Genomic DNA, 26328 nt, shown 5'->3' with positions numbered 1-26328 from the left:
ATCCCATGCCGAACTCAGTAGTGAAACCGCTCAGCGCCGATGGTAGTGTGGGGTCTCCCCATGTGAGAGTAGGTCATCGTCAGGCATCTATACCCAACCCCGCACCTTACGGTGCGGGGTTTTTTATTTATGCCTTGCATACAAGGCAAGCGATTTGGAAAGGCGCTTAAACATGGCGCGTTTCAAAATAAACTCTTCCTCATTGAAATAGTTTTTTCCGGCTGATGTATCGATGATACTGCCGTGCCTTGGAGAGCTGAAAAGGTTAGTAAACCTGGCCGATGATGCGAAGCCTGCCTCACTTACTGTCTTCATGATCAAGGGCCGGGTGCTATCCCCAACCTAGATCCGGCTGGCATTCCTTCCCTTCGGACCCTATCTGTTGCGCTAAACGCAGAGTATCTTTATTGCGTCGCATAACTAGGCTTCGTCTTCAAATTCGTGCTGCTATTTCGCTACGATGCCAATTGCTGCATGTCGTGTGTAAAGTACGCTGGGTGATCTTTGGATTCCATTCAAGATGCATGACCCGCACCGTGCCGACTCTACGCTGCCCAACGAAGAGAACTTATACAGCGACGGGTCGAGGGGAGGCTTATAGGGTGGATGCCTGGATCGGCTGGGGGCGCACGTGACGAAACTGATGCCTAATTGGTTGTTTACGAGTTTGCTAGCCATTCCGTCAAGCCTAGAAAGGATGGGATGGCTAGCAAGGTTTTGAAGGGGAGTTCAATAGAACAAATGCCCTGTTTCAGACAGCTCAGGACTGCCCAACGGCTCGGTGCTCATAAGTAGCATTTAGCCGGGACGCTAGATAATCCGCGCATGTGACAGGCTCATATTTCGGACTCTGACTCGATATGATATCGCGTGGATCAATCACTGAGTTTGGGTCTACCTCCAGAAAAAAGGCGATCGAGTAACGTTCCTGCTGCGGTGGCCGTACTCGATGGGGCGTGGATACATAGGTGTCATTGCTCCAACGCATCATACAGTCACCAATATTACACACATAGGCCCCAGGTATATGAGGTGCCTCGATCCAATCGCCCTGCCTATTGCGGACTTCCAGCCCGGCCACGGTATCAGTAGCGAGCAGGGTTAAGTTGCCGTAATCAGTATGGGTACCTGCTCCGCCGTCCTGCCGGGCTTGCTCGCTGGCACTGGCGGGATAATGAAGCATGCGCAGGGTCGCAATGGGAGTAGCGAGATGGGGATCGAAGAAGATTTCCGGCAGTCCCAAGTCGAGACTGAAACCTCGGTGGATTAACCTCCCGAGATCTAAACAGGCATCGAAGTAGGCTTGGGTGTTAATCTTCCAGTTCGGCAGGTCCGGCCAGAAATTAGCACCTCGAAACGGCTCACCAGATTTCACTTTTGGATGGTCTTCGGGCAAATCAACACCAATATTGAAGGCCTCCTTCATATCCACGCCAGCCTTGGGATTTAAGCGTTCATCAGACATTGCCACATATCCTCTATTGTGAGGCGACAACTTGATCGACAGCTTCTGCTTCTCTTCCAGCGGCAATCCGAAGAAGCGCTTTGCCTCGGCGAAGGCGGTGTCAATGGTAGCTTCACGAATACCGTGGTCCACCACATAGAAAAAGCCCACCTCACGGCAAGCCCTGCCCAGCTGGTCAGCTACATAGCGGCGTTTGGCCGAATCATCACTTCTGAGATCCGCCACGGAAATAATCGGTAAATGGTTCATTAAAGGAGCCCTCTACATTGTTAGGTTTAGGTCATGATTCAGCTGACACAAGCAAGTGGCGTGGCGCGCTCAAACTAAAAAAGAAGGATCTTTCTAAGAATCCTGCATCATGCAGCCAGCCGGGAGAAAAGCCTGGAAATCTCTTGTTGCCACTCGTCGCGCCAGTGCTTCTTCAGCGCTTCATCCAGCCAGGCCGCTTCTAAGCTGTTGAGCGCGAGTCGCGCCAATTGCTCGGGTGGAAGGTCAAGCACCGCGTACTCTTGGCTCAGGTTAGTGCGGAACAACCCCGGGTCGTCGGTATTCAGGGTGACATTAAGCCCGGCGGCGAGCATCTGACGAATGGGGTGAGCAGCTGATGAGAGATCTCGCCATTGAGTGGTATAGAGAGTGGTGGTGGGACAGCAGGTAAACCAGATGCCCCTAGCACGGCAATCGGCGATCAACCTAGGGTCATCAACAATGTGGTAGCCATGGTCGATGCGTGGACAACCGAGCGTATCTAAAGCGCTTCGCACATAGGCAGCCGGGCCATCTTCACCGGCATGTGCGGTGGTCTGCAGCCCCGCTTTGCGTGCGAGACGGTACATTTCTTGAAATGGATCGGGGGGATAAGGGCGCTCTTGGTAATCGAGGCCAATGCCGATCACCTCGTCACAGCGGTTGGCTAGCACCTGTTCGAGAAATGCCATTCCTGCTGGTGCGCCGAGTTCTCTACTGTGCGCCGGAATTACCCGTGACGTTATATCGAAATCGGCATGGGCAGCCTGCATCCCATCGCGAATAGCTTGGAGCATCAAGGGATAGTCGATCCCGGTATGGGCATGCGGGCTGAAGAAGAACTCGACGTAACGGGCGCCATGATCCGCACAGCGCTGCAGCATCTCGTAGGTGACCTGGATGAAGTCATCAACGTCTTGCATCGACCTGCATACCAGATCGTAGACCTGAAGAAACTCACCGAGGTCGGCGAATCTGAGCAGATCTTCAGGCTTATCATGTAGTGGCAGTTCAAGGCTATGCTTGGCGGCTAGCTCAACGAGCGTTTCGATTCCTACTGAGCCTTCGAGATGCAAATGCAATTCGGCTTTGGGCAGGGCACGGATGAATGAGAGCTTATCCAATGGCTGCACCGACTTAGAGAATTCCATAACTCATCACCTATGGCTTCAGGTAGCGATGTCTGGTATGCATCCAGCGCCAGGTTGACGCTTATGGGTAGCAAATCAATTGTTGAAAGACGGGCCTTGGCAGGCATTGGCAGTAATTGGTCACTGCAGGCTTCCGTTAATGCCTTCTACGAAGTAATCCATGCGTGCCAGTTCCTTGTGGCCGAGGGTCATCCCGGCGGGCACCACCACTTTACCGGCTTGGTTACTGATAGGACCGACAAAAACATCGCGCTGACGCTGGCGTAGCTTTTCCAGCATGGCCAACGCCTTATCCTGAGCCTCTTGCGGAATGGCGTCGTTGAACGGCGACAGAGTAACAATGCCGTCGACAACATCACCCCAGTAATCCCCTCCTTTAAACGCGCCAGAGCGTACAGCGTCTATAGACTGGCGGAAGTAGGGTTCCCAGTTTTGGACAATAGCTGTGAGCTGGCCCTTGGGACCGTACTTGCGCATATCCGAGCCGTAGCCGACGCTGTAGACATGTGCGCGCTCAGCAGCCATTACTACCGATGCACTATCGTTGTGTGCTGTCACTACATCGGCGCCTTGAGCGACCATCAGTGTTACGGCTTCCATCTCTTTCTGTGGATCATCCCAAGTATTCAGCCAAGTGACACGCAAGATGGCTTTAGGATTGACAGTGCGCATGCCGAGCAGGAAAGCGTTGATATCACGAATAACCTCTGGCAGTGGGTAACTACCGATATAGGCGGCAATTCCGGTCTTGCTCATGTAACCAGCGAGGATGCCGGCGATATAGCGACCCTGATAGGTCGAAGCTAGGTAATTGCCTACATTCGGCGCCTGCTTGTAGCAGGACGCGCAGAGATAGATGGTATTGGGGTTCTGTTTCGCGGCCTGCATTATCGGATTCATGAAGTCGAAAGAAGCACCCACTACGATGTCGCTACTTTGGCGCGATAGTTGATGGATCACACTGCTCGCAGCAGTCGTCGTTAGCACTTTTTCCACGTAACGGGTTTTAAGCCCGCCCGAGAATTCTTTCTCCAATTGCTTACGGGCGATTTCATGGCCATGTATCCAGCCGACTGGATTCGAAACCGGCCCGCCATACATGAAGCTCATCTGCAACGGATTGGTGGAGTTGTTCGCAGTGGCATGGCTACTGATGAATAGAGCAAGTAACCAAAGTGGTTTCCTGATTTTTTTGTACATGTGGCACCTGAGATCTTTATTGTCGTTGGCCCTGCGAGCTTACAAAGTAGGTGTAGCGCAGACAATCGACGTCCCGTGTTTAGCGGGCCCTAGTCAAGACCATGTTCCTTACAGATAAGTTTTGTTGGCACGCTTATTGAATATTCAATGCGTCTATCTGATGGGAATTCATGTATGAAGCTGTTCGCTGAAGATCAAGTGTTCCGGTTTGGTGAAACCACCTATGAGCGGGGCGGCAGCTACGGCCCGCTACGCGGACCTTATCTCTGGCTGGCAATGCTCAATAAGGGGCGGAGCATCTTGTCGATCGATGGGCGTGAAATTGTATTGCATGCTGGCGAGGCCTGCCTGGTATGCAGTCGCGAGCAGGTGATACAGCACTTTCCCAGCGATTGCTACTGCCATGCCAGCTGGTGTGAAACGGGTGAGTTTCTCGATACACCTATGACCCAAGACCTGCTAGACAGAACGTTCGGCAAGTTTTCAGCTAGTACACGGCTTAAAGCATTGCTGGCTACGGGGCTGGAGCTGGAATACGAACGTCCGGGAGAAGCTGGCATGCTACGTGATGCGCTGGCAAGAAGCGTGTTTTATGAGTGCTTGCACTATCTTGACCTTCTGCCGGATAAACCAAGTGTATTGCACCGTTCGGTAGAAAAGGCGAAGAGCTACATTGAACGCCACTTCGCATCATCCTGCTCATTGGAGGATATCGCCGCTTATGCTTGTTTCAGTCGCCAGCACCTGACGCGGCTATTCAATGAGCAGGTTGGTACTTCACCTATACAGTATTTATGGCAGGTTCGGCTGGGCAAAGCCGAAGAGATGCTTATTCAATCCACGCGAAGTATGGCTGATATTGCTTTCCAGTGCGGATTCAAGAATCCATGTCATTTCTCTCGTATGATGCGTGAGCATTTCGGCCATAGCCCGCGGGAACTACGGCAACGGTACTGGGCGCGGATGCCTGCAACCTATCGTGGCGAGGCTTGTGATGTGCATTACTAAGATGGCTGTTACTGTTTCAACAAGCCATTTACTATAAGCCTAGTCCGCGGATGACAGTGAAAGAATACTCTACCTAATGCGCATGGGTTATCCGTGGCGGGGCGGGATCTACTCGGCGCCTTCGGATGCTGGAGCGCGGTCTACAAACGCTTCAATGCCTGGTCGGCCGCAGGCAAGCCGCTCAAGGTGTTCAATGCCCTGATCGAGGGCAAGGATGGCACTTACATGAAAGCCTATCCACAGGGCTGGCACTGCCTGGCGACGTTGCCAGCCGGGGCACCCCTCTGATCACTCACCCAGAAAAAAAGCCTGCCACAGCGGCAGGCTTTTTTGGTCATGTGTCCATCTTCTAGCCAAGAAGGCTAACAGGCAAAGAAGGGATCGATAGTAAAGAGATGGATTAATATCGTCATCAATACATATATGGGGAGGTGATGGTAATTTGCTAGTCATGGTGTACCACCCTATGGATATAAAAAGGGCCCATGCTGTGCATGGGCCCTTTCCACCAGCCTAATGACTACCCTGTACTTCTAGCTAATCATTGGATCCACTTCAGGCTTCGATCAGCCTTTGGCAACCATCGCCAATGCGGCATTGAAGGTTTCACTCGGACGCATAGCCTTGCTGGCTAGTGCATGATCTGGATGATAATAGCCTTTAATGTCTACCGGCTTGCCTTGTACCTTGTTGAGTTCATCGACGATGGTCGCCTCTTTAGCTTCCAGGGTCTCAGTCAACTTGGTGAACAGCGCTTTCAGTTCGGCATCTTCGTTCTGCTCAGCCAGCGCCTGTGCCCAGTAGAGCGCAAGATAGAAATGGCTACCACGGTTGTCGATTTCGCCGACCTTACGTGATGGTGATTTGTTGCTATCGAGGAATTTACCGTTAGCCTGATCCAGAGCTTTTGCCAGTACCTTGGCTCTGGCATTACCAAAGGTATTGCCCAAGTGCTCAAGGGAGGCGGCAAGCGCCAGAAACTCACCCAAGGAATCCCAACGCAGATGGTTCTCTTCTATAAGCTGCTGAACGTGTTTAGGCGCGGAACCACCTGCGCCTGTTTCGAACAAACCGCCACCGTTCATCAGCGGCACGATCGATAGCATCTTGGCGCTCGTACCCAGTTCCATGATCGGGAACAGGTCAGTCAGGTAATCACGCAGAACGTTGCCGGTTACCGAAATGGTATCCTGGCCTTTACGAATACGCTCCAGGGAGAAGCGCATGGCATCTTCCGGAGACATAATACGAATATCTAGACCGGAAGTGTCATGGTCTTTCAGATAGCGTTCAACTTTCTTGATCATCTGGGCATCATGACCGCGATGCGGGTCGAGCCAGAAGACGGCAGGATCGCCACTCTCGCGGGCACGGGTAACGGCCAGCTTGACCCAGTCCTGAATAGGCGCGTCCTTGGTCTGACACATGCGCCAGATATCGCCAGCTTCGACGACGTGTTCGAGCAGGGCATCTCCATTGGCATTAACGACACGTACAATACCGTCAGTCGGAATCTGGAAGGTCTTGTCGTGTGAACCGTATTCTTCAGCTTTCTGTGCCATCAAGCCAACGTTAGGTACGCTGCCCATGGTAGTCGGATCGAAGGCGCCGTTTTGCTTGCAGTCCTCGATCGTCACTTGATAGATACCCGCATAGGAGCGATCCGGAATCACTGCTTTAGTGTCGTGCAGCTGATCATCGGCACCCCACATCTTGCCGGAGTCACGGATCATGGCTGGCATGGAGGCGTCAATGATCACATCGCTAGGCACGTGCAGATTGGTTATGCCCTTATGTGAATTGACCATTGCCAGCGGTGGACGATCGGCGTAGAGCGCCTGAATTTCAGTCTCGATCTTGGCCTGCTTGTCGGCGGGCAACGATTTGATCGTCGAGTACAGATCGCCAATGCCGTTGTTGGGGTTGAAACCGGCCTGCTTAAGTTCTTCAGCGTACCTGTCGAGCACGTCCTTATAGAACTCACTGACTACCATGCCAAACATGATGGGGTCCGACACCTTCATCATGGTGGCTTTGAGGTGCAGCGAAAACAGTATGCCTTTGGCCTTGGCATCGGCAATTTCAGCAGCAACGAAGCGGCGCAGGGCTTTGCTGCTCATTACTGATGCATCGATGATCTCGCCGGTCAGAAGAGTGGTTTTCTCCTTGAGGACGGTTGTGCTGCCATCCTTTGCGACCAGCTCAATCTTTACGTCACCGCCGTTATCGATCAGCGCGGACTTCTCGCTACCGTAGAAATCGCCTTCGCTCATATGCGCGACGTGAGATTTGGAATCGGTGCTCCATTTGCCCATCCGATGAGGATACTTGCGAGCATAATTCTTGACAGAAAGTGGCGCGCGCCGATCGGAGTTACCTTCACGCAGAACGGGGTTGACCGCGCTACCCTTGACCTTGTCGTAGCGAGCCTTGACATCTTTTTCAGTGTCGTTTGCAGGCTCATCTGGATAATCCGGCAGCTTGTAACCCTGCTGTTGGAGTTCCTTAATAGCCGCCTTGAGCTGTGGAGTCGAGGCGCTGATGTTAGGCAGTTTTATGATGTTGGCTTCCGGCGTAGTTGCCAGAGCGCCAAGCTCAGCCAAATGATCAGAAATTTTTTGTTCATCGCTTAGGTAATCAGGGAAATGCGCGATGATCCGACCCGCCAGTGAGATATCCCGAGTCTCTACTATGATGCCGGCAGGATCGGTAAAGGCGTCGATAATGGGGAGCAGGGAGTGGGTCGCTAAGGCAGGAGCTTCGTCGGTAAGCGTGTAGATGATCTTCGGCGTTTTGGACATTTTTTGCGTTGACCTCTCTTGTCACAGCTAATGCATGAATCTTGAGCGGTGCGGGTTAGGCTCGGGATGCTTATAGCAAACGCCGGAAATTTAGGCTGTTCGCCTGCCTAACAATGTTATGCCCGCGAAAGCGCTCGGACCATCATGCAGGGGTTTGGATTCGGTGGGTCCAGCTTTATAGTATGTCGACGACCCAGCGGTCGCGCCAGAGTATATCAGTGCAGGCCTTCATGCGCATACACAAGCTAACGGCAGCGGTGAGCAAACAAAAGATATGCAAGTAAGAATAAGCCCTTGGCAACGAGGGTGTGCATATTCATATCATGACAATAGCTCCTAATGTCTTCGCACATCCTGATAGGCGATAGCTGTGTTCGTATGCCAGCGCGAGAGCGGGTACACTGCGCACTTTTCATGCCTCATCAAGAGCTGACAAGCATCATTTAATGAATACGCCGACCGAACTTCTCCTCTATTGCCGCGCCGGTTTCGAAACGGATCTTGCCGTAGAAATTACCGAAAAAGCTGCTGTGCTTGGTTTTGCCGGTTATCCTCTTGCGATATCTGGAAGTGGCCATGTGCGTTTTGCTACGGTCGATGATAATCCGGTCAATAAACTTCATCAGGCGCTTTCGCTGCGCTCGTTAGTATTTGCACGCCAATCTTTAGTCGCTTTTGCGCCTTTGGAGAATCTATCAAGGCAGGATCGTATTTCGCCCATTATTGAACAGATCGTAGCGAGCGGATGGAATTTCGAGGCACTTTGGCAGGAAACACCGGATACCAATGATGGCAAGGCGCTGGCCGGCCTGATCAAGTCTTTGCAGCAACCCCTAGAAGGTGTACTTAAAAAACGGGGGGCATTGAAGCGCCGCGCGGGTGGCCGTCGACTGCATCTGTTCTGGACCCATGGCGACTGTGTCCAGGTGGCGATGAGTTTCCCAGGCAATCGCAGTGAGCTGCCCGGCGGTATCCGTCATCTAAAGTTTCCGCGTGAGGCGCCCAGTCGTTCGACCTTGAAGCTGGAAGAAGCCTGGCACGAGTTCTTGCCGCGTGAGACGTGGCCCGACATGCTGCATGACGGTATGCAGGCGGCAGACTTGGGTGCAGCGCCAGGCGGATGGACGTATCAGTTGGTTCGTAAGGGCATGTATGTTTATGCCATCGATAACGGGCCGATGGATAGCGAGTTGATGCGTAGCGGCATGATTGACCATCTACGTGAGGATGGTTTTGTCTGGGCTCCGCCGCAGCGGCTCGACTGGCTGGTGTGCGATATTGTCGACCGACCAATGCGTGTGACGGAAATGGTAGAGCGTTGGCTGACGAAACGCTGGTGCTGGCAAGCTGTCTTCAATCTCAAGTTGCCAATGAAACGCCGTTGGCAGGAAGTTAGTCTGTGTCTTGAGAAGTTGCAGAATTCCTTGAAAGCAGCTGGTATCAAGGCAGAAATCGCCTGTCGGCATCTCTATCATGACCGTGAAGAAGTGACCGTTTACGTTCGCCTTCTGGACTAGACAAGCCTTACACCATAGTGTCGATCTAAATGCGACTTATTTCATTACACGAGCAATTTATGGCTGATCTACCTGCTTATGATGACGTGCTCGACACGTCAGGGCTTTACTGTCCAGAACCTATCATGATGATGCATAACCGGGTGCGAGATCTGGCAGCCGGCAATGTGCTCAAAGTCGTGGCGACAGATCCGGCCACGACACGCGATGTTCCTAAATTCTGTACGTTTTTGGGTCATGAGCTAATTGCGCAGCGTGAACAGGATGGAGACTACGAATACTTCATTCGCCTGAAGACATAACGGCTGCCAAGAGGGGGCAAGAGAAATATTTCAAAGGAAAAGGCGCCACCATGGCGCCTTTTCTTTTTTTGAGGGCAAGTCCTTGAGAAGAGACAGACTAGGGCGTGTTGCCCACCATGAGGGCCAAGGCTTCTAGTGTGTCAGGATCTTTATTCTTGATGCGATTGGCGATGGCGCGTTGAAAGAAATACACTATCTGGTGGCGGCTATGACCTGGATAAAGGCACTCATCACTGGGCAGGATGGGGGTCTGATACTCTTTTTCTTCATCGAGCAATAGCGCCTCGATAGTCCCATCACTATAAAGTCTCCAACCGTAAATCTGCTTGAGTTGCCACGGGCCGTCATCGTCATCGATGCACAGTGCATGCGTGCCATGTGTATCCGGAAGGTGCTGGATCAGCGTGGTCTCGTTCGTTGCCTCATAGTCGAAGTAAGCAGCAGCATGCTCAAGCTCTAAAATCTTATGCTCGGGCGGGCTGTCCAGTAACTCATCAGTTTCAGGGTCACGATAGCCTACAAAGTGCCCATGTTCAGGGTCATCAAGCGTATGGCACGGCGTCAAGCATTCCATCCATGGCACCATACCCATGACTACGCCGTCTTCACGTATAGCCCAGGCAAGTACTGGCATGCCATAGAGTGAATCCGGATCAGAGGCCAAACGATACAGCATTTCCAGTCCGTCGAGTTCAGGCGCCAAGCGGGTGACGCGCTGACGGGCGCGAAACCGGTCGCGCATAATTTCCAAGTCGATAACCTTGGCGGGGCGGGAAGATAGCGGGGTGCCCATAAATGCCCTCCTCATCGGGTGTCGATCGGCCATAACCCGAACGCTGATGTCAAAGGTCGCCACTATTCCCTTGCAAACCCGGCGAATATCTATTCTTTCGCTGAGCATTAACGAAATAAATGACGCCAAATTTTCGGCAACGCTCGCTTCACTATTAGCACAGCTACCACCAGAAAGTTAAGTTACTTTGCACGCCTTCGGCGTGTAGCGTTTATTGCGCTGCTTAGGCTCGCTTGTTTTATCGGATTTTTCTCCGATTTTTAAAGATAATAAAGACATTTAGTTATAGTTGCTGTCTGAAACCCTGCGAAAAAATTATTGGGCTAGAAGGGTCGGCTCACTGGCTTCCCGGCATCCGCCCGCAGCTTTGCCATATCTGCTGCCACAGCGCGATATGACGAGACATGGCGTGCTGATAGCGCTGCCAAGGTGCATGAGGCGTGTCGAAGGAAAGCCATCTTTGCTGGTAGTGCGCCACTTCGGGACGGGAGACGGTATGTTGATCGAGCAGAGCGTTGACGGCGCTGAACCACTGCTGACTACTGCGCTGGGTAAGTGCCAGATAAGGCTGCACACGGCCAACATAATAATGAAGAAAAACGTTATAGAGGATATCGGCCTGTGGATTGGAATGCCCCCGATAACATATCGGCCGTGTTTCCAATCGTTTTTCCATGACTGTTGAAAGCTCGTCGAGCCGCTGGGTAACCAGCAAAAGTGATCTCAATAGCCGGGCACTCAACAGATTGTTATCGAGCACATGAAACTGGGCATCGATCGTGGTCACCTCAGGCTGCCAGTCTGAATCGAATTGGTGCGCTGTGGCGTAGCGCAAGTAGTCCAATGCTTGAATGCTACTTGTTAATGGCAAGTCTTCTTCTGGAGCGATGGGGAGCGCTGAACGTGTAAAACTCTCAACCCATTCGCGTGAGTCAAAGAGCGCATTCCAACTGATATAAGGGAGCTGTTCCGTCTTTAGCGTAAGAAAACGGTCAAGGTTGGCACGATTATTAGGCGAAAGGCGCTCGGGCACCTGGCTGTTCTTACAGCCGTAAAGTACCCGCCAGAGTGTAAGCTCGTAGACCCAGCGGTGGCTTGGCACGGCGACCTTACCCAGCTGATTGTTGCGCGCTGCAACCAGCGAGACCAGGCCGCACTCGCGTAATGCATAAATGTCCAGCATGCCGGTGCGCAGTGGCTCAAGCTCAAACAGGCGTGCTTCACGTGCGGGTAATGCCTCGAAATTAGGGGGTATCGCGGGCTCGGGCATAGATGTTTCAAGGGCCCGAGACACGCGCTGCTGGTAGTCCACCAGCAGCGCGTCGGCGGGATGACGCTCACTGCATCCTTCTAGTAGCACCAAGCTACTCAGTAACAGTATCCAAAGGCCTTTTGCCATTGTTCAATGCCTTGCTGATATGATTCAGGCGCAGCCCTAAAAGCGATGCCGCAACGGTAAGACCTGCAATCAGCCCTATCCAATAGCCGTAGACCCCTAATCCTTCAAATACGCCCTGCCAGCCCTTGCCGAGCAGATGGCCGCCACCTAACCCGACGACCCAGTAAGAGAAGAGCGTGATCGCCATGATGATGCGCGTATCCTTGTAACCACGCAGCGCGCCGGCCATGTTGACCTGCAGGGCATCGGAGATCTGATGAATCACGGCAAGATACATCAGCATTTTGGCGAGATGCTGTACCTCGGCATTGCTGGAATAGAGCGTGACGACCCAGCTGGCGGTTGCCAGAAGGATCATGTTATTGATCATGGCGGCCCCCAGTGACAAGCCGACCCCATTCCAGGCAACAAACCGCGCGTGAGCCGCATTGCCTTGGCCCAATGTATTGCTGACCCGCACGGTAAGCGCCATGCCAAGTGACAGGGGCAGCATGAACAACAGCGAGGTGAAGTTGAGCGCGACCTGATGAGCGGCGACAACTACTTCGCCATAGCCTGCGATAAACAGGGCAATAAGGGTAAACAGCGTAACTTCAGCAAAGATGGCGACACCAATCGGTAAGCCGATGTGCAGCAGCTCGAAGATCAGCTTACGGTTGGGCGCAGCAGGCTTGGACCAGAGCGAAACGCCTCGGTAAGCTCTGGCGCGATGGGTATACATAATCATCGCGCCACACATGACCCACATCGCCAGGGCAGTCGCAATTCCGCAGCCTACCGCACCGAGCGCAGGCAGTGAGGTGAGCAGGGCGGGGGTATAATCACCTAATAGCGCTGTCATGCCAGCGCCGCCGTAGATCAGCACGTAATTGCATGGCACGTTTACGCCAAGGCCAATCAGGCTGATCCACAGGGCGGGACGCGTATGATTCATGCCATCGGAATAGGCGCGCAGTGTTTGATAAAAGGCAACGCCCGGAATACCAAACGCCACCGCATGTAGATAGCCCGTGGAAAGCGAGGCAACATGAGGCGGTACGTCCATAAAGCGAAATACCGGTTCTACTAGAGCCCAGATCAAGCCAGCCGCGGCACATCCCAACACCAGCGCTACCCAAAGCGCTTGATGTACGCTGGGACGAATCAGCGCTTTCTTATCGGCGCCAAAATGTTGCGCCACGATGGGCGTCAGCCCTATCAGTGTTCCGGTCATGAACAGCATCAGCGGAACCCATAGGCTAGCACCCACCGATACAGCGGCAAGATCGGTCGCACTGGCGCGTCCAGCCATGATGACATCAACTGTGCTCATGCCCGCTTGGGCCAGCTGAGCACCGCAGATGGGTAATGCCAGACGCAGGAGCTGCTTGCCTTCTGTTCGGCTGCGAGCAAGTGCCGTCATGGAAAAGCTAGCCATGGAAAGTCGAGCCACACGCCATATCCTGAGCTGAAGAAAAAGTAGAGAAAGCAACGCAGTCTAGCAAAATATCCTCCGGCGGCTTGCGCTTCTGCACGTTATAATGGCGTGCTTGCACGTAAGGAGAACGGCAGTGGAACACCGCCATCAAGATCTTATTACGCTGTTTGACGGATTGTTCAAGCAGCGTTATCGCACCCGGCTAGTGCTGGGAGATAATGAGCCGCTTTATCGTCCGGCGACGAGGCCTGATGAGACACACCAGATCATCTTCGCCCATGGCTTTTTTGCCAGCGCGTTGCATGAGGTTAGTCATTGGTGTGTTGCCGGGGCAAGGCGCCGCGAGCTTGAAGATTATGGCTACTGGTATCTTCCCGACGGGCGCGATGCCGATCAGCAGCGCGCTTTTGAAAGCGCCGAAGTCGTGCCTCAGGCCATTGAAATGTTATTGAGCGAGGCCTGTGCGTTTCGTTTCAATGTCAGTGTCGATAACCTCAACGGGGAGGTTGAGGTGGACCGCGAAGCCTTTGCCGCCAAGGTGAGTGCGCAAGCCGAACGCTACAGGCGTGAAGGTCTGGCAGTGCGTGCCGAGACCTTCCGGCGAGCGCTTGAAGCGTTCTATCAGCACGGCGCTTCTTTTTCGGAAGCGATCACGCTCGCTGGCGCTTGGCATGACGAGCAACACGCCCATAAAAAACCGGAGAAGCGCCGCAAGACGTCAGCTTAAATATCTTCACCGCTACTGGTCAGGCGCGCATGCAGCGTCAACATGACTTGCAACTCATGTTCAGGACGGAGTGGTTCCAACCCCAGCTCGCTGAAGGTGTCGCTGCGTTCGCGGTTCCATTCGCCGATATCCAGCGTGGGATAAAGCGTCTCTGCCGGGGCAAGTTCGACGAAGGGGTCCATGCCGTATTCATCAAACAGGCGCGACAGCGCGGCCTCATCATCAATCACTCCAGCGGTATACAGGGTATCGCTGAAGTGATCATTTTCCATTTCACGGATCACATCGAGAGGGCTCACGCCTAGGGAGTAGAGTTCTTCCTCACTGTAGTCGCCAAGACTAGTGCCTTCTTCTTCCAGCCAATGCTCGCCGGGTTGTATCAAAGTGTGCTTGATACGGCCATCAGGCAGTGACCAGGCGATGGCGACCGGCAGGTCGCCATCACCGGATTCAATGGCAATGAAACCGGGAAAGTCAGTCATCGGTACGTGCTCCCTGCTGATCGGAAAGGGCATCCAAATTGAAAAAACGCTGCGCAGTACGCGTTGTTTCGCGCGCTACGTTCTCTTCATCATCGTGGCGGCAAGCAGCGATCTCACGCACGATCCAAGGCAGTAATGCCGGTTCGTGGCGGCGTCCCTTGAGCTTTGCAGGCAAATTACGCGGCAGCAGGTAGGGACAGTCGGTTTCGACCATCAACCGGTTGAGTGGAATGTCTTTAATGAATTCTCGTAGATGATGGCCGCGACGCTCGTCACATAGCCAGCCGGTCTGGCCGATATGCAGGTCAAGGTCGAGATAGCCATACAGTGTCTTGCGCTCACCGGTGAAGCAGTGAACCACGGCGTCGCCGATGTCGTCGCGCCAGGTTTTCAATATTTCGAGCATTTCATGGCCGGCGTCACGTTCGTGCAGAAATAGAGGCTTGCCACTGGCAGCCGCCAATTCAAGTTGAGCCTCGAACGCCTGTACCTGTGCCTGACGCGGTGAAAAGTCGCGATTGAAGTCGAGTCCGCACTCACCGACAGCTACCACCTTGGGGTGTGTCAACGCATGGCCCACATGGGCGGCGAGCGATGTATCCCACTGTGTCGCGTGATGAGGATGAACGCCGGCTGTCACGTAAAGTGCAACCGGACTATCTCTTTCCGCCAAGGCGATGGCAGCGTCAATATGTTCGCGGTCAGTACCGGTAAGCACTAATGCCTGCACATTGGCGTCATGGGCGCGCGCGAGGACATCGTCCATGTCGCGGTCAAAACTTTCATGGGTCAGGTTGGCGCCAATATCGACCAGCGGCGAGGGCGACCTGAAGCGCAAAGCGTCGGGCAGCATGAAGACTCCAGTTGAAACATCACAATGGCTGTAGCGCAGCAGGCTGAATACAGCCCGCCTGTATAACCATCATGGAATATGCGTCAGCGCACGGCTTAAGCGTGAAAATACACCATTGTACGGAAAACCTGATGCTAACGCTCCACGCGTTGGCGCCTTGATGCGCTACAATAGGCCATCTTCATTTTTCTCAGCGGGACGCTACGCATGACGTTGCTAAAACTCGAACAGCTTCAACTCGCCTATGGCACTCAAGTGTTGCTCGACAACGCTGAGCTGACGCTGGAAAAAGGTGAGCGTCTAGCGCTTGTCGGGCGTAACGGTACCGGTAAATCGACGCTATTATCACTTGTTTCCGGCGCGGCGCTACCCGATGGCGGTACGGTCTGGCGGGCGCCGGGTCTGCGCGTGGGCACGCTGCTGCAACATTTGCCTCCGGCGGAAGGACGACGCATTTTTGATGTCGTGGCCGAAGGTATGCCCGAGGTGGGCAGCCTCCTGGCCGAGTACGACCGGCTGGTGGCGGCGCCAGAGCCTGACATGAAGCGTCTGGAAACCCTGCAGACCCGTTTGGAAGCTCTTGATGGCTGGTCGTATCATCAGCGTATCGATACGGTACTGACACGCCTGGATCTACCTGCCGATACGGCGATGGAAGGACTGTCCGGCGGCTGGCGGCGCCGTGTGGCGCTGGCGCGTGCTCTAGTTGCCGAGCCCGATGTGCTGCTGCTTGACGAGCCTACCAACCACCTTGATCTCGACACCATCCTCTGGCTTGAAGAGCAGTTGCTGCAGTTTTCCGGTTCGGTGTTGTTTATCACTCACGACCGCGCTTTCCTGAAGCGGCTCGCTACCGGCATTCTTGAGCTCGACCGTGGCAAGCTGGGCCGTTATCCAGGTGAATACGATAAGTATCAGGCTCAAAAGCAGCATGAGCTTGAAATAGAAGCGCGTGAGCGTCAGGAATTCGACAAGAAGCTGGCCCAGGAAGAGAGCTGGATTCGCCAAGGGATCAAGGCGAGACGGACGCGCAACGAAGGCCGCGTCCGTGCGCTTGAGAAAATGCGGGCGGAGCAGGCGGCGAGACGTCATCGTCATGGCAATGCCAAACTGACGGTGGACAGTGGCGAGAGAAGCGGCAAGCGCGTTGTTGAGCTGGAAAACGTGAATCACCGCTTCGGTGATGAATGGGTTATTCGTAACCTGAGCCTGGAAGTTCAGCGCGGCGATCGCATTGGCTTCGTCGGGCGTAACGGTGCCGGCAAGACGACGCTCTTGAAGATTCTGTTGGGGCTGCTTGAACCCAGCGAAGGGCAGGTTCGTATGGGGACTAACGTCCAGGTCGCTTATTTCGACCAGCTGCGGGCCGGGCTCGACTTGAATGCCACGGTCTTTGATAACGTCGCGCAGGGCCGTGATTTCGTCACCGTAGGCGGGAAAGACAAGCATGTGATGAGTTACCTGCAGGATTTCCTTTTTGCTCCTGACCGTGTGCGTCAGCCGGTCAAGGCCTTGTCAGGGGGGGAATCGAATCGCCTGCTGCTGGCCAAGCTGTTTACCCAACCGGCCAACGTGCTGGTGCTCGACGAGCCCACCAACGATCTCGATGTCGAAACGCTTGAACTCCTCGAAGAACTCTTGATTGACTTCGACGGTACGCTGCTGTTGGTGAGTCACGACCGTGATTTTATGGATAACGTAGTCACTAGCGTGCTGGCCTTCGAGGGTGAAGGACAAGTGCGGGAATATGTGGGCGGTTATACTGATTGGGTGCGCCAGGGAGGCAAATTGCCGCCCGTATCAGGTCAGATTGAGCAGCAAAAGCCCACATCTCAGAGTGGGGGCAAAACGAAGCAGGACAGCATCAGTGAGGCTACTGCAACGCCTGCAAAAAAGACGCAGAAGCTGTCTTACAAGCTGCAGCGCGAACTTGACCAGCTACCCGAGATGATCGAAAGGCTTGAGCAAGATATCGCGGCACTTGAGCAAACCATCGGTGAGCCAGCGTTTTACCAGCAAGATGGCGATACGGTTAATGCAACATTGGCCGAGCTGTCGACACGTCAGCGAGAACTCGATGAGGCGATGGAACGCTGGATGGAGTTGGAAGCGGTGAGAGAGGGCGAGTGATTTAATCCGTCTGAAAGCGCTGGGGCCGGCCGGCATAAGGGCCGGCCCGGGTGCGCTTATTCTTCCGAGTTCTCTTCAGTACCCACACGTACGGCAAGTACATCGCACTGCGCACCGTGCAGGACTCCAGTCGAAGTCGAACCCAGCAACAGGGCAAAACCGTGCCGACCGTGAGAGCCAACCACAATCAGATCAACGCCATGCTCGGCCGAGAAGCGATGAATTTCGGAATCAGGCATACCAATCACGACATGCTGGTTTTCACGTGGGATGCCGTGTGGATCAGCAACTTCGGCCAGCCGTTCGCGAGCATGTTCGTCAAGCTGATCCTGAATGGAGGTCAGGTCCATGGGAATGTCGCCGCCATAAGCGAATCCCAGGGGTTCAAGCGTATGCATGATCGATATCTTGGCATTGTCGTTGCGTCGCGCAATGGGTAGCGCGCGTTCCAGTACACGGCTGGAATCCTTGGTCAGATCGACGGCGACCAGGATGTGGCGATATTCGTAACTCATGACTGCAGCCCCCAACTGGTTATGACATCCCTCACTGTAAGCGGGAGTTTGAGGTGATACAACGTCTTTGTATCGCTGTGTTATGCAGCCAATCAACGCAGCGCAAGCATTAGGAAGCCTTCATGAAGACACTCTTGATACTGGTGGTGATTCTGTTCATTGCTATGGCACCGGTCATCGCAATGCGTCCCTCACTACATCAGCGCCGACAGATCGCGCTGCGTGATGAGGCGCGTCGCCAAGGGTTTCGTGTGGCGATTGAAAAAACGCCATGGCTGGAGGATTCTCTGTCTACAGTCGCCTATCGGCTTCACTATCCACGTGAGCTGCAGGGGCCGCGTTTTGCCTTGATAAATGCGCAAGAAGGAGACACGCCGGGGCAAATCACGAGAATGACTGGCGCCCCGGTGGGTTGGAAAAGTGTACATTCGTCCTTGACGTCATTGAGCTTCGACAAAAGATCAGCCGTTGAAACCTTGCTCAAGCAATTGCCCAAGGATATCCGAGCTCTGGAATCGGATGCGAGAGCGCTCACATTATGGTGGGATGAAACGCTGGACGCTGCTGCATTCGCCATACTGGCCGAGCAGTTGAAAGTCGCTCAGGCTCGGCTTACGAATAACACACCGTAAGCCGAGCCTGATAGGTGGGATCAGGTTTCTTGACGTGAAAGCAGCGTTTGGCCGTTTTTCTCGATCAGGCACAGAACCGTTTCGAAATGATCGAGGTCAGCGTCGCTGATGCCATGCAGCATTTCTTCTCGTGCTTCTTGAACGACGGTCTCGATGCGTTCGAGTAAAGGCGTGGCCTTGTCCGTTAAATAGACAAGCTTGGTGCGTCGATCCTCATCACTGGGGCGGCGTTCGATCAGGCCCTGGTGGGCCAACTGGTCGAGGGTACGCACCAGCGAAGGTGCCTCGACACCGATAGTCCGCGCCAAGTCGCATTGTGGCTGGCCGTCGCCCATGTTCCACAGATGATATAGCGTGACCCAGCGCGTCTGGGTCAGCCCCAAGGGGGCTAGACGATAATCGATGATCGCACGCCACAAGCGCGGAACTCGCGACAATTTCAAACAGAGCGATTCATGCATGGCGATATAATTAGGTTGTAAATTAAAGTCCTATTGTCACGAAAGCAGGGGTATGTGTGCAAGTAAAGCTTTATCACATAACACTTATGAATTACACGCTACGAAAAATCCCAGTCTCAAGTTGACTTGTTTCCCGTGGCAAGATGTAGCCAGCTAATACCCGGTGGTGTCTTGATACGCCCATCAGCCAGCGACGCCGTACTGGCATCATCGGCTATGGAAAAGCGGATGACGCCCAGGCGTTGGCCAGTATCGGTGACGATATCGATACGCCATTTGCCACGGCTGTCTTCGGGAAAGTTCTGCTTATGCGACCAGGCACGATAGCCCTGTTCGCGCCCGCCTCGAATAGTAAGAGGAACACGATCTACTATCCGGCCATCATGACGCCAGACATGATATATCCGCTCGTTAAGGCCGCGCGGGGCATTAATCGAGGTGTACACGTAGAGGCCTCGCTGCTGAATAATGCCATTGGCTAAAGGCATGCTGCCGCGTGGCTGTCGCGTTGAGGCATCGAACTCAGGAGACAGGGCATGACCGGCAATCCATAATGTAGCTGGCGGGATGCCGTCACGGCCGAGCCATGCTCCGGTACTCAATAGTCCCGCAAGGCCGAACATGGCCAGCCACCCCATCACACCGTGCGGCTGCATCAGCGTGATCAGGCTGGGCAGACTGACAATCACGATGGCGCCTGAGGCCAGCAGGATGCTTTCGCCTGTAGTCAGATGCATCATTAGTGGTAATAGCACCAGCATCAGCACGAATGCGCATAGCCCGTGAAAAGCAAAATATAGCCAGCGCAGACGATCAGCTAAACGAAAGTAGAGCGGATCGATAATCGAAACCAGTGCAGCGATCAATAAAAGGCTGGTGAACAGCGCCTGAGTGCTATTCCAGATGGTAGTGATCAGGAAAAAGGGTAAACAGAAGAACAGGGTTTCCTGGTGCGTCATCTGCGCGCAGAAGGAGGCAACGATGCGGGGCAGTCGGGAGCGCCGGCGATGACGATGCAGCCACGACCATAAATTCTCTGCCAGCAACAAGCTCCAGGTCAGCAATAAGGCCAGCGCTAGATAGGCACCAAGGGATTGTTGTCGGTTGATCAGAAAAAAGCTGAAGATGCCGCTGGCGAAGCTGAATATTGGCCAGAGGTAATGATAACGGCGCAGCCGGGCGATCCAGCGCTGAAAAATCGGCGGTAAAGAAAGCTCTTTGATCATGCGCTAGCGCACGCTCGCAGGCAATGGATCAGACGCTTTTTATAAGGGAGTTGGCAGTAACTTACATTCATTACCATCGTAGACGCCATGCTGCTGTCTTTTGGTTATCGCGTATTACGCTTGCGACCGATAAGCGTCGGGCCACTCGGTTAACGGGCCACGTCCACCGGCAAAGGTAAGCGCCAAGTCATTTAACGCGTTCCAGATGGGAAGGGGGCCAGCACCCTTGATGGCGAGATCAACGCGCTGAGCAAATAACAATAACTTGTGCAGTCGTTTATGGGGCAGGCGTTTTAGTGCCTGTTGATAATGTGGGCGGCGCTTGTCAGGAATCATCGGTTTTTGTGCCTTGCAGGCCTGCTCAATGCTCTGTCCTTGATCGAGATGCTGACGGATAGAGAGCAGAACACGCAGTTCACGAGTAATCGCCCAAAGAATTACCGGCGCTTCTATGCCTTCGCCTTTAAGTCCCTTGACGATACGTAAGGCACGCTCCCGCTCTCCTTTAAGACAGGCTTCATTGAGCATAAAGACATCAAAGCGTGCACTATCTTCGACGCCCCGGGCGATAGCATCGGCGTTGAGGCGGGCTCGAGGTGGATACAGCAGGCGAAGTTTGGACAGTTCCTGATCAGCGGCTAACAGGTTGCCTTCGACACGGTCGGCCAAGAGCTTTGCCGCGTCATGATCAAGCTCGAGTTCGTGACGGCTGGCGCGGTCACGAATCCAGAAATGCAAACGCTGATGCTCTACCGGCCAGACGGGAACGAATACTCCCAGACCATCAAGCGTCTTGAACCACTTGCTCTGCTGAAGCCTGCGGTCGAGTTTGGCACTGGAATACAGCAAGATATTGCCGTTTGCCTTGGCGGTTTCGGCGTAAGCCTCCAGCGCTTTCGCTCCTTCCTGGCCAGGCGCCTGACTACCCATGCGCAGCTCGATCAGTTTACGGTCGGCGAACAATGAAAGGCTGTTGGCTGCTTCAAATAGCTGCCCCCAGTTGAAGCCATTCTCGACGTGCAGTACCTCACGTTCCTCAATACCGCTTTCACGCGCTTTAGCGCGTACCGCATCACATGCTTCCATGTGCAATAGCGGCTCGTCACCGGCCACGATGTAGACCGGTGCGAGCTTCTTTTGCAACTGCTCGGCGAGCTTGTCAGGAAAAACCTTCATTAATGCGTCGAAACCGATTGCGTATCCAGATTGCGTAGCCGCTCAAGCAGGCGGCGCGCGGCATCGTCGCGCAGGTCCTCCAGCAGCTCTTCGCGCTGGTCATCGCGTGAAAGCAACTGATCACTGCTGGTATAGAACGTGCCGCGTGACTCGACCTGCTGCTGATCAAGCAGGTAAGCGCCATCGGAGACGCGCTGGACCGAGAAGGGCAGAGTCAAGGTGACCTCACGCTCCTGGTTGCCGGCATCGCCGAAGGACAGTTCACGCTCTGTCGTTTTCGCCTCGCCCAGGTTGAGCCGCAGCGGGGCGCTGTCATCAAGCGTGACGCCGGCGCTTTCCAGGGTCTGGGATACCCGTTGAGTCAACTGGGCGCGTGGTCCGGTATCTGCAGCGGACAGCGCCAGACGCTCAATTGATAGCTCGGGCGCACCGTAGCCACGAAGCTGAAAACCGCACCCGCTCAATACGAGTGCAGTAGTGATACCAGCCAGACAGGTGAGGAAGGTACGACGCTTCACTCGAGTCTCCTTGCGGTTGTCCAAATCCCAGCGATATAGATAGGCATTATTGCGCAACGATATTGACCAGTTTGCCTGGTACAACAATGACCTTGCGGATCGTCTTGCCTTCTATGTGACGCCGTACGTTTTCATTCTCAAGCGCTTGACGTTCGATCTCTTCTTTTGTGATCTCCGCCGCTACCTCAAGCTTGGCGCGCAGCTTGCCGTTGACCTGTACGGCCAGTTCGAGGCTGTCTTTCTTGAGGGCTGCCTCATCCACCTGCGGCCAAGCAGTATCGATGACCGCTTCATCATGGCCGAGCGCATGCCAAAGTGCATGGGCCGCATGGGGAACGATAGGGGCAAGCAACAGCACACAGGCGTTGACTGCTTCACGCACCACGGCCAGACCTTGGGCACTTTGATCATCGAATTTACTGATGGCATTGGTGAGCTCCATCACTGCAGCGATAGCGGTGTTGAAGGTCGTACGTCGGCCGATGTCATCGCTCGCCTTGTTAATGGTCTCGTGCGTCTTGCGGCGTAACGCACGTTGCTCATCATTGAGGGCGTTGAGATCAAGCTCACCCGGCTGGCCTGACTTCACATGTTCATTAACCAGCTTCCAGAGGCGTTTCAGGAAGCGGTGCGCGCCCTCAACACCTGAATCTGACCATTCCAGGGATTGCTCGGGCGGTGCAGCGAACATCATGAACAGCCGCACTGTGTCGGCTCCGAAGCGGTCGATCATCGATTGAGGATCGACACCGTTGTTCTTCGACTTCGACATCTTCTCGATGCCACCCATCTCGACGCGTTGACCATCACTGTCGAGTGTAGCGCTAATGGCGCGGCCCTTGTCGTCACGTTCGACACTGACGTCGGCCGGGTTGAACCAGTCTTTACCGCCATCGGCACGTTCGCGATAGTAGGTTTCGGCAATCACCATGCCCTGGGTCAACAGACGCTTGAACGGCTCGTCACTGTTTACCAAGCCAAAATCGCGCATCAGTTTATGGAAGAAGCGGGCATAAAGCAGGTGCAAAATGGCATGTTCGATACCGCCGATATAGAGATCGACGGGCAGCCAGTAGTGTGCACGCTCATCGAGCATGGCCTGGTCATTGTCCGCACAGCAAAAACGTGCGTAGTACCAGGACGACTCCATGAACGTATCGAAGGTGTCGGTTTCCCGCGTCCAGCCGTCACCAAGATCATAAAAGGCCGGCATCTTCTTGAGCGGTGAGCCGGTGGCATCGAACTCGACTTCCATTGGCAGCGCTACCGGCAGTTCGTCGTCAGTCAGCGGTACGGTCTGACCTTCCGGGCCATACTTGACTGGAATCGGTGCGCCCCAATAGCGCTGACGGGCCACGCCCCAGTCGCGCAGGCGGAAGTTGACCTTGATCTTGCCGCGACCTTCAGACTCAAGACGTTTGGAGATCGTCTCGAACGCCGCCTCGAAATCCAGACCGTCGTATTCGCCGGAATTGATCAGCTGGCCGTGCTCGGTATACGCGCTCTCGGACAAATCCGGCGCGTTGCCTTCAGCGTCGGCGATAACCGGCAGAATGGGCAGGGCATACTTGGAGGCGAATTCCCAATCGCGCTGGTCGTGACCGGGCACCGCCATTACGGCGCCGGTACCGTATTCCATCAATACAAAATTGGCGACATAAACCGGCAGGGATTTTCCGGTCAGCGGGTGGACCGCCTTGAAGCCGGTATCCATGCCCTTCTTTTCCATCGTGGCCAGATCGGCTTCAGACGTGCCGCCCTTGCGGCACTCTTCACGAAAATCTTCAAGCGCAGGCAGGCGTTCGCTGGCTGCCTTTGCCAACGGATGGTCAGCGGCGACGGCGACGTAGGTCACGCCCATCAGGGTGTCGGGGCGGGTAGTAAAGACGGTGAGCCGTTCGGCACCAGCAGGAACGTCGCCGCTATCGCTGGCAATATCGAAATCGAGCTCTACGCCTTTTGATTTGCCGATCCAGTTGCGCTGCATGGTCTTGACCTGCTCCGGCCAATCGACGGTATCAAGATCAGCGAGCAACTCTTCGGCGTAATCGGTAATTTTCAAAAACCACAGCGGGATTTCACGGCGCTCGACCAGTGCGCCAGAGCGCCAGCCGCGGCCGTCAATGACTTGCTCGTTGGCGAGCACTGTCTGGTCGACTGGATCCCAGTTGACCGTAGAGTTCTTCTTGTAGACCAGCCCCTTGTCGACCAGTTTGGCGAAGAACCACTGTTCCCAGCGATAGTAATCAACATCGCAGGTCGCGAATTCGCGATCCCAGTCATAGGCGAACCCCAGTGCTTTCAACTGGTGACGCATGTAGTCGATGTTGTCGTAGGTCCACTGCCCCGGAGCGACATTGTTCTTGATCGCGGCATTTTCAGCCGGCATGCCGAAGGCATCCCAACCCATCGGTTGCAGCACATTTTTGCCGTTCATACGCTGGAAGCGGGAGATGACATCGCCGATGGTGTAGTTGCGCACATGGCCCATATGCAGCTTGCCGCTGGGATAGGGGAACATGCAAAGGCAATAGAACTTCTCACGGTTGGCGTCTTCGACGGCCTTGAAACAACGATTCTTTTCCCAAAAATTTTGAGCGCTGCGTTCGATCTCGAAAGGGTTGTACTGTGCGTCCATCGTCTTTGTCTTGACACCTTGGGGTCAGGGCCTCGCTCTGCACTGTTAAGCGGGTGGAAAGGGGCCAGGATAAGCGCGACTTTCCTAAAATGCAGAAGCTGGCTCTAAAATAATGAAACCGGAGCGACAAGCGTCTTCGTCCCTGTGCACCAGTGTAGAAAAGGTATATTCACACGGTGAGAAGCGCGCTACGGTTTAGGCTGAATAAGTGGTTTCCAAGCATAACCCAGTCAGCGATTGACAGATAGGGGGATCGACTTGGCCCCGCTTGTGTCATTCTTGCAGTAGGTCTTTCAACGAGGAGCAGCCATGAGCGAACATAACGATCATCGACCGGATGACGGCCAGCGCGATAGCCGACTGAGTGATGCCTATGAGCGTATCCTGGCACGCTTTCATCGTGACAATAATGGCGCTTCTTCTACAGTAGATGACCCGCAGCGGGGGCAGGCTGAAGATAAGGGTCAGAGCCGCTTGAACCGCGAGGGTTTACAGCGTGAGATTGATGAGGCGGTGCAGTTCGAGGCAGATGTCGAGAACTTCACCAAAGACGAGCTGGCGCTGCTGCGCGCCTGGGTGGAGCGCGATTTGGCGGATTTGCGACGCTATCTCGCCAGCGGCGGCGAGAGCGTAGCGAACTGGCTGGGTATTGACATTGTTACGATATCCGAACGCATCCGCCAGGGGCTCTTCTCGGTGGCTGATCGTACGGTAGTCGATCGTACCCGCTTCGAGGACGATCTCGAAGCGGCCCGTGCCGATTATTACGAAGGCGAAATTGCAGCGCCTGGACGCATGGCCTGTGTCCACTGTGGCGAGATCGTGACGCTAATACGGCCAACGCGTCTTGAGCCGTGCCATGCGTGCGGGCATCGTTATTTTCAGCGTGCACCGCTCTAGCTGCGCCAAGGGTCAATAGTCAGGCCTTTAGTGGCCAGCAAACCACCCCAGGTACTCATAGAGTGCCCAATAAGAGCGTTCAAGAGCGTCAGCCTTGGGCGCCCACCAGGTACTCCCGCCTGAAACATTCTTGGTGAAGCCAAAAGGCGCGGGCAGGACCTTCAGTCCCGTTTTTTCGAAATTGCGTACGGCGCGCGGCATATGCCAGGCATTGGTCACCAGCAGGATGGTATCGATGCCTTCTTTTTTCAGAATGCGTGCCGTGAATTCGGCATTTTCTGTCGTGTCTCGGCTGTCACCTTCAAGCCAGCGAGGTGTCAGACCAAACTCTTCCTCCAGGCTGCGCTTCATTAATTCGGCTTCCGATTGTCGCTCCCAAGGTGCCTTGCCGCCGGTGACAAGAATCGGAAGTCCTGTCTTGCGCGCAATGCGTGCGCCTTCGCTCAGACGGCCCAGCGTGTATTCATTGACGCGGTGACGTCCGCCCAGCTCCAGTGCGTCATAATCACGGCCACCGCCGAGAATGACGATTGCCTGGGCCTCATGCCATTGTGATGGCGGCGTTGGCATGACGCGTTCGATAGGCGTGAGCAGCAGGCTTGCCACGGGAGGCGTGGCGACCGCCCAGAATAGGATGACGACGGCAAAACTGAGCGCACGTGCCAGCCGAGGTATACGGTTCCAGACGATCATTAGCACCAGCAGGGCAAGCAAAAAACAGCCGGGCGGCAGAAGAAAGGCTTTTAACAGCTGCATCATCATTAAGTACTC

The 26328-nt window shown here is 54.5% G+C and carries 23 protein-coding genes, 1 rRNA gene and 1 pseudogene; 9 read left to right on the top strand and 16 right to left on the bottom strand.

Translation table 11 applies throughout. The annotated features are described in order from the left end of the window. Positions 1-85: ribosomal RNA gene (gene rrf / locus C3Z11_RS13820) — 5S ribosomal RNA — on the top strand; the annotation flags it as partial. A gap of 675 nt (positions 86-760) precedes the next feature. On the opposite strand, the gene C3Z11_RS13815 is transcribed toward rrf, so the two are convergent. From C3Z11_RS13815 to C3Z11_RS13805, 3 genes are all read right to left on the bottom strand, one after another. Further along, on the bottom strand, positions 761-1714 hold the full coding sequence (locus tag C3Z11_RS13815; RefSeq protein WP_106478519.1) for an isopenicillin N synthase family dioxygenase: 954 nt from the start codon (positions 1712-1714) through the stop codon (positions 761-763). Positions 1715-1821: 107 nt separating this feature from the next. Continuing rightward, positions 1822-2862 carry an adenosine deaminase gene (gene add, locus C3Z11_RS13810; RefSeq protein WP_106478518.1) on the bottom strand — a complete coding sequence of 347 codons (1041 nt, stop codon included), beginning with the start codon at positions 2860-2862 and terminating at the stop codon, positions 1822-1824. 120 nt (positions 2863-2982) lie between these two features. After that, positions 2983-4062, bottom strand: a complete 1080-nt coding sequence (locus tag C3Z11_RS13805; protein WP_106478517.1) for a BMP family ABC transporter substrate-binding protein — start codon at positions 4060-4062, stop codon at positions 2983-2985. Between the two features lie 174 nt (positions 4063-4236). Between C3Z11_RS13805 and C3Z11_RS13800 the strand changes: the two genes are divergently transcribed. Continuing rightward, positions 4237-5070 (top strand): AraC family transcriptional regulator, encoded by an 834-nt coding sequence (locus C3Z11_RS13800; RefSeq protein WP_158701047.1) that lies wholly within the window; start codon positions 4237-4239, stop codon positions 5068-5070. Positions 5071-5075: 5 nt separating this feature from the next. Then, a pseudogene (locus C3Z11_RS13795) lies at positions 5076-5307 on the top strand (transposase); the annotation flags it as partial. A 329-nt stretch (positions 5308-5636) separates the two neighbouring features. Here C3Z11_RS13795 and C3Z11_RS13790 read toward each other — a convergent pair. Then, entirely contained in the window at positions 5637-7871 is a 2235-nt protein-coding gene (locus C3Z11_RS13790; protein WP_106478515.1) for an NADP-dependent isocitrate dehydrogenase, read from the bottom strand. A gap of 446 nt (positions 7872-8317) precedes the next feature. On the opposite strand from C3Z11_RS13790, the gene rlmM reads away from it, so the two are divergent. After that, complete coding sequence (gene rlmM, locus C3Z11_RS13785; RefSeq protein WP_106478514.1) at positions 8318-9388, top strand: 23S rRNA (cytidine(2498)-2'-O)-methyltransferase RlmM; 1071 nt, start codon at positions 8318-8320, stop codon at positions 9386-9388. 59 nt (positions 9389-9447) lie between these two features. Beyond that, positions 9448-9690 carry a sulfurtransferase TusA gene (gene tusA / locus C3Z11_RS13780; RefSeq protein ID WP_106478513.1) on the top strand — a complete coding sequence of 81 codons (243 nt, stop codon included), beginning with the start codon at positions 9448-9450 and terminating at the stop codon, positions 9688-9690. A 97-nt stretch (positions 9691-9787) separates the two neighbouring features. Here the strand turns inward: tusA and C3Z11_RS13775 are convergent, their stop codons facing one another. From C3Z11_RS13775 to C3Z11_RS13765, 3 genes are all read right to left on the bottom strand, one after another. Continuing rightward, complete coding sequence (locus tag C3Z11_RS13775) at positions 9788-10483, bottom strand: hypothetical protein (protein ID WP_106478512.1); 696 nt, start codon at positions 10481-10483, stop codon at positions 9788-9790. 337 nt (positions 10484-10820) lie between these two features. Next, a complete protein-coding gene (locus C3Z11_RS13770) occupies positions 10821-11882 on the bottom strand; it encodes a DUF3080 family protein (RefSeq protein WP_106478552.1) in 1062 nt (353 codons plus the stop codon). Further along, positions 11848-13299 (bottom strand): MATE family efflux transporter, encoded by a 1452-nt coding sequence (locus C3Z11_RS13765; protein WP_262927412.1) that lies wholly within the window; start codon positions 13297-13299, stop codon positions 11848-11850. Before C3Z11_RS13765 ends, C3Z11_RS13770 begins: the two co-directional genes overlap by 35 nt. A gap of 133 nt (positions 13300-13432) precedes the next feature. Here C3Z11_RS13765 and C3Z11_RS13760 point away from each other — a divergent pair, with 133 nt between their 5' ends. After that, the gene (locus C3Z11_RS13760; protein ID WP_106478511.1) at positions 13433-14026 is read left to right on the top strand and encodes an elongation factor P hydroxylase; all 594 of its coding nucleotides are present in this window, start codon (positions 13433-13435) and stop codon (positions 14024-14026) included. Here the strand turns inward: C3Z11_RS13760 and C3Z11_RS13755 are convergent. Together C3Z11_RS13755 and C3Z11_RS13750 are read right to left on the bottom strand one after the other, a co-directional pair. Continuing rightward, a complete protein-coding gene (locus tag C3Z11_RS13755; RefSeq protein ID WP_106478510.1) occupies positions 14023-14508 on the bottom strand; it encodes a hypothetical protein in 486 nt (161 codons plus the stop codon). The genes C3Z11_RS13760 and C3Z11_RS13755 overlap by 4 nt on opposite strands. Further along, positions 14501-15361: a TatD family hydrolase gene (locus C3Z11_RS13750; protein WP_106478509.1), complete on the bottom strand. Its 861-nt coding sequence runs from the start codon at positions 15359-15361 to the stop codon at positions 14501-14503. Before C3Z11_RS13750 ends, C3Z11_RS13755 begins: the two co-directional genes overlap by 8 nt. A gap of 207 nt (positions 15362-15568) precedes the next feature. Between C3Z11_RS13750 and C3Z11_RS13745 the strand changes: the two genes are divergently transcribed. Then, positions 15569-17491 (top strand): ATP-binding cassette domain-containing protein, encoded by a 1923-nt coding sequence (locus tag C3Z11_RS13745; protein WP_106478508.1) that lies wholly within the window; start codon positions 15569-15571, stop codon positions 17489-17491. Between the two features lie 56 nt (positions 17492-17547). On the opposite strand, the gene C3Z11_RS13740 is transcribed toward C3Z11_RS13745, so the two are convergent. Next, the gene (locus tag C3Z11_RS13740; RefSeq protein ID WP_106478507.1) at positions 17548-18006 is read right to left on the bottom strand and encodes a universal stress protein; all 459 of its coding nucleotides are present in this window, start codon (positions 18004-18006) and stop codon (positions 17548-17550) included. 122 nt (positions 18007-18128) lie between these two features. Between C3Z11_RS13740 and C3Z11_RS13735 the strand changes: the two genes are divergently transcribed. Then, on the top strand, positions 18129-18638 hold the full coding sequence (locus C3Z11_RS13735; RefSeq protein WP_106478506.1) for a hypothetical protein: 510 nt from the start codon (positions 18129-18131) through the stop codon (positions 18636-18638). Positions 18639-18658: 20 nt separating this feature from the next. Here the strand turns inward: C3Z11_RS13735 and slyA are convergent, their stop codons facing one another. The 5 genes from slyA to leuS form a co-directional block, all read right to left on the bottom strand. Next, on the bottom strand, positions 18659-19099 hold the full coding sequence (slyA, locus tag C3Z11_RS13730) for a transcriptional regulator SlyA (protein WP_106478505.1): 441 nt from the start codon (positions 19097-19099) through the stop codon (positions 18659-18661). Positions 19100-19215: 116 nt separating this feature from the next. Further along, a complete protein-coding gene (locus C3Z11_RS13725) occupies positions 19216-20325 on the bottom strand; it encodes a DUF5924 family protein (RefSeq protein WP_106478504.1) in 1110 nt (369 codons plus the stop codon). Positions 20326-20439: 114 nt separating this feature from the next. Next, positions 20440-21501 (bottom strand): DNA polymerase III subunit delta, encoded by a 1062-nt coding sequence (holA, locus tag C3Z11_RS13720; RefSeq protein ID WP_106478503.1) that lies wholly within the window; start codon positions 21499-21501, stop codon positions 20440-20442. Then, positions 21501-22019 carry an LPS-assembly lipoprotein LptE gene (locus C3Z11_RS13715; RefSeq protein ID WP_158701046.1) on the bottom strand — a complete coding sequence of 173 codons (519 nt, stop codon included), beginning with the start codon at positions 22017-22019 and terminating at the stop codon, positions 21501-21503. The genes holA and C3Z11_RS13715 overlap by 1 nt, the downstream gene beginning before the upstream one ends. A 46-nt stretch (positions 22020-22065) precedes the next feature. Further along, positions 22066-24657 (bottom strand): leucine--tRNA ligase, encoded by a 2592-nt coding sequence (leuS, locus tag C3Z11_RS13710; protein ID WP_106478501.1) that lies wholly within the window; start codon positions 24655-24657, stop codon positions 22066-22068. A 309-nt stretch (positions 24658-24966) separates the two neighbouring features. On the opposite strand from leuS, the gene C3Z11_RS13705 reads away from it, so the two are divergent. After that, a complete protein-coding gene (locus tag C3Z11_RS13705; protein ID WP_106478500.1) occupies positions 24967-25557 on the top strand; it encodes a zinc ribbon-containing protein in 591 nt (196 codons plus the stop codon). 27 nt (positions 25558-25584) lie between these two features. Here the strand turns inward: C3Z11_RS13705 and C3Z11_RS13700 are convergent, their stop codons facing one another. Then, positions 25585-26319: a YdcF family protein gene (locus C3Z11_RS13700; RefSeq protein ID WP_106478499.1), complete on the bottom strand. Its 735-nt coding sequence runs from the start codon at positions 26317-26319 to the stop codon at positions 25585-25587. Between the last annotated feature and the right edge of the window lie 9 nt (positions 26320-26328).

Origin of the sequence: Phytohalomonas tamaricis (assembly GCF_003012345.1) — a bacterium.
GTDB lineage: Bacteria > Pseudomonadota > Gammaproteobacteria > Pseudomonadales > Halomonadaceae > Phytohalomonas > Phytohalomonas tamaricis.
Note: the sequence above shows the minus strand (reverse complement) of the source record. Positions and strands in the feature narration are given on the sequence as shown.

Bases quoted from the DNA above. Each gene is read 5' to 3' on its own strand.
- leuS (WP_106478501.1), bottom strand. From the start codon at position 24,657: ATGGACGCACAGTACAACCCTTTCGAGATCGAACGCAGCGCTCAAAAT.
- C3Z11_RS13705 (WP_106478500.1), top strand. From the start codon at position 24,967: ATGAGCGAACATAACGATCATCGACCGGATGACGGCCAGCGCGATAGC.
- holA (WP_106478503.1), bottom strand. From the start codon at position 21,501: ATGAAGGTTTTTCCTGACAAGCTCGCCGAGCAGTTGCAAAAGAAGCTC.
- C3Z11_RS13700 (WP_106478499.1), bottom strand. From the start codon at position 26,319: ATGATGATGCAGCTGTTAAAAGCCTTTCTTCTGCCGCCCGGCTGTTTT.
- slyA (WP_106478505.1), bottom strand. From the start codon at position 19,099: ATGCATGAATCGCTCTGTTTGAAATTGTCGCGAGTTCCGCGCTTGTGG.
- C3Z11_RS13800 (WP_158701047.1), top strand. From the start codon at position 4,237: ATGAAGCTGTTCGCTGAAGATCAAGTGTTCCGGTTTGGTGAAACCACC.
- C3Z11_RS13770 (WP_106478552.1), bottom strand. From the start codon at position 11,882: ATGGCAAAAGGCCTTTGGATACTGTTACTGAGTAGCTTGGTGCTACTA.
- C3Z11_RS13790 (WP_106478515.1), bottom strand. From the start codon at position 7,871: ATGTCCAAAACGCCGAAGATCATCTACACGCTTACCGACGAAGCTCCT.
- C3Z11_RS13750 (WP_106478509.1), bottom strand. From the start codon at position 15,361: ATGCTGCCCGACGCTTTGCGCTTCAGGTCGCCCTCGCCGCTGGTCGAT.
- C3Z11_RS13805 (WP_106478517.1), bottom strand. From the start codon at position 4,062: ATGTACAAAAAAATCAGGAAACCACTTTGGTTACTTGCTCTATTCATC.
- tusA (WP_106478513.1), top strand. From the start codon at position 9,448: ATGGCTGATCTACCTGCTTATGATGACGTGCTCGACACGTCAGGGCTT.
- C3Z11_RS13815 (WP_106478519.1), bottom strand. From the start codon at position 1,714: ATGAACCATTTACCGATTATTTCCGTGGCGGATCTCAGAAGTGATGAT.
- C3Z11_RS13755 (WP_106478510.1), bottom strand. From the start codon at position 14,508: ATGACTGACTTTCCCGGTTTCATTGCCATTGAATCCGGTGATGGCGAC.
- C3Z11_RS13740 (WP_106478507.1), bottom strand. From the start codon at position 18,006: ATGAGTTACGAATATCGCCACATCCTGGTCGCCGTCGATCTGACCAAG.
- C3Z11_RS13735 (WP_106478506.1), top strand. From the start codon at position 18,129: ATGAAGACACTCTTGATACTGGTGGTGATTCTGTTCATTGCTATGGCA.
- C3Z11_RS13725 (WP_106478504.1), bottom strand. From the start codon at position 20,325: ATGATCAAAGAGCTTTCTTTACCGCCGATTTTTCAGCGCTGGATCGCC.
- rlmM (WP_106478514.1), top strand. From the start codon at position 8,318: ATGAATACGCCGACCGAACTTCTCCTCTATTGCCGCGCCGGTTTCGAA.
- C3Z11_RS13775 (WP_106478512.1), bottom strand. From the start codon at position 10,483: ATGGGCACCCCGCTATCTTCCCGCCCCGCCAAGGTTATCGACTTGGAA.
- C3Z11_RS13765 (WP_262927412.1), bottom strand. From the start codon at position 13,299: ATGGCTAGCTTTTCCATGACGGCACTTGCTCGCAGCCGAACAGAAGGC.
- add (WP_106478518.1), bottom strand. From the start codon at position 2,862: ATGGAATTCTCTAAGTCGGTGCAGCCATTGGATAAGCTCTCATTCATC.
- C3Z11_RS13745 (WP_106478508.1), top strand. From the start codon at position 15,569: ATGACGTTGCTAAAACTCGAACAGCTTCAACTCGCCTATGGCACTCAA.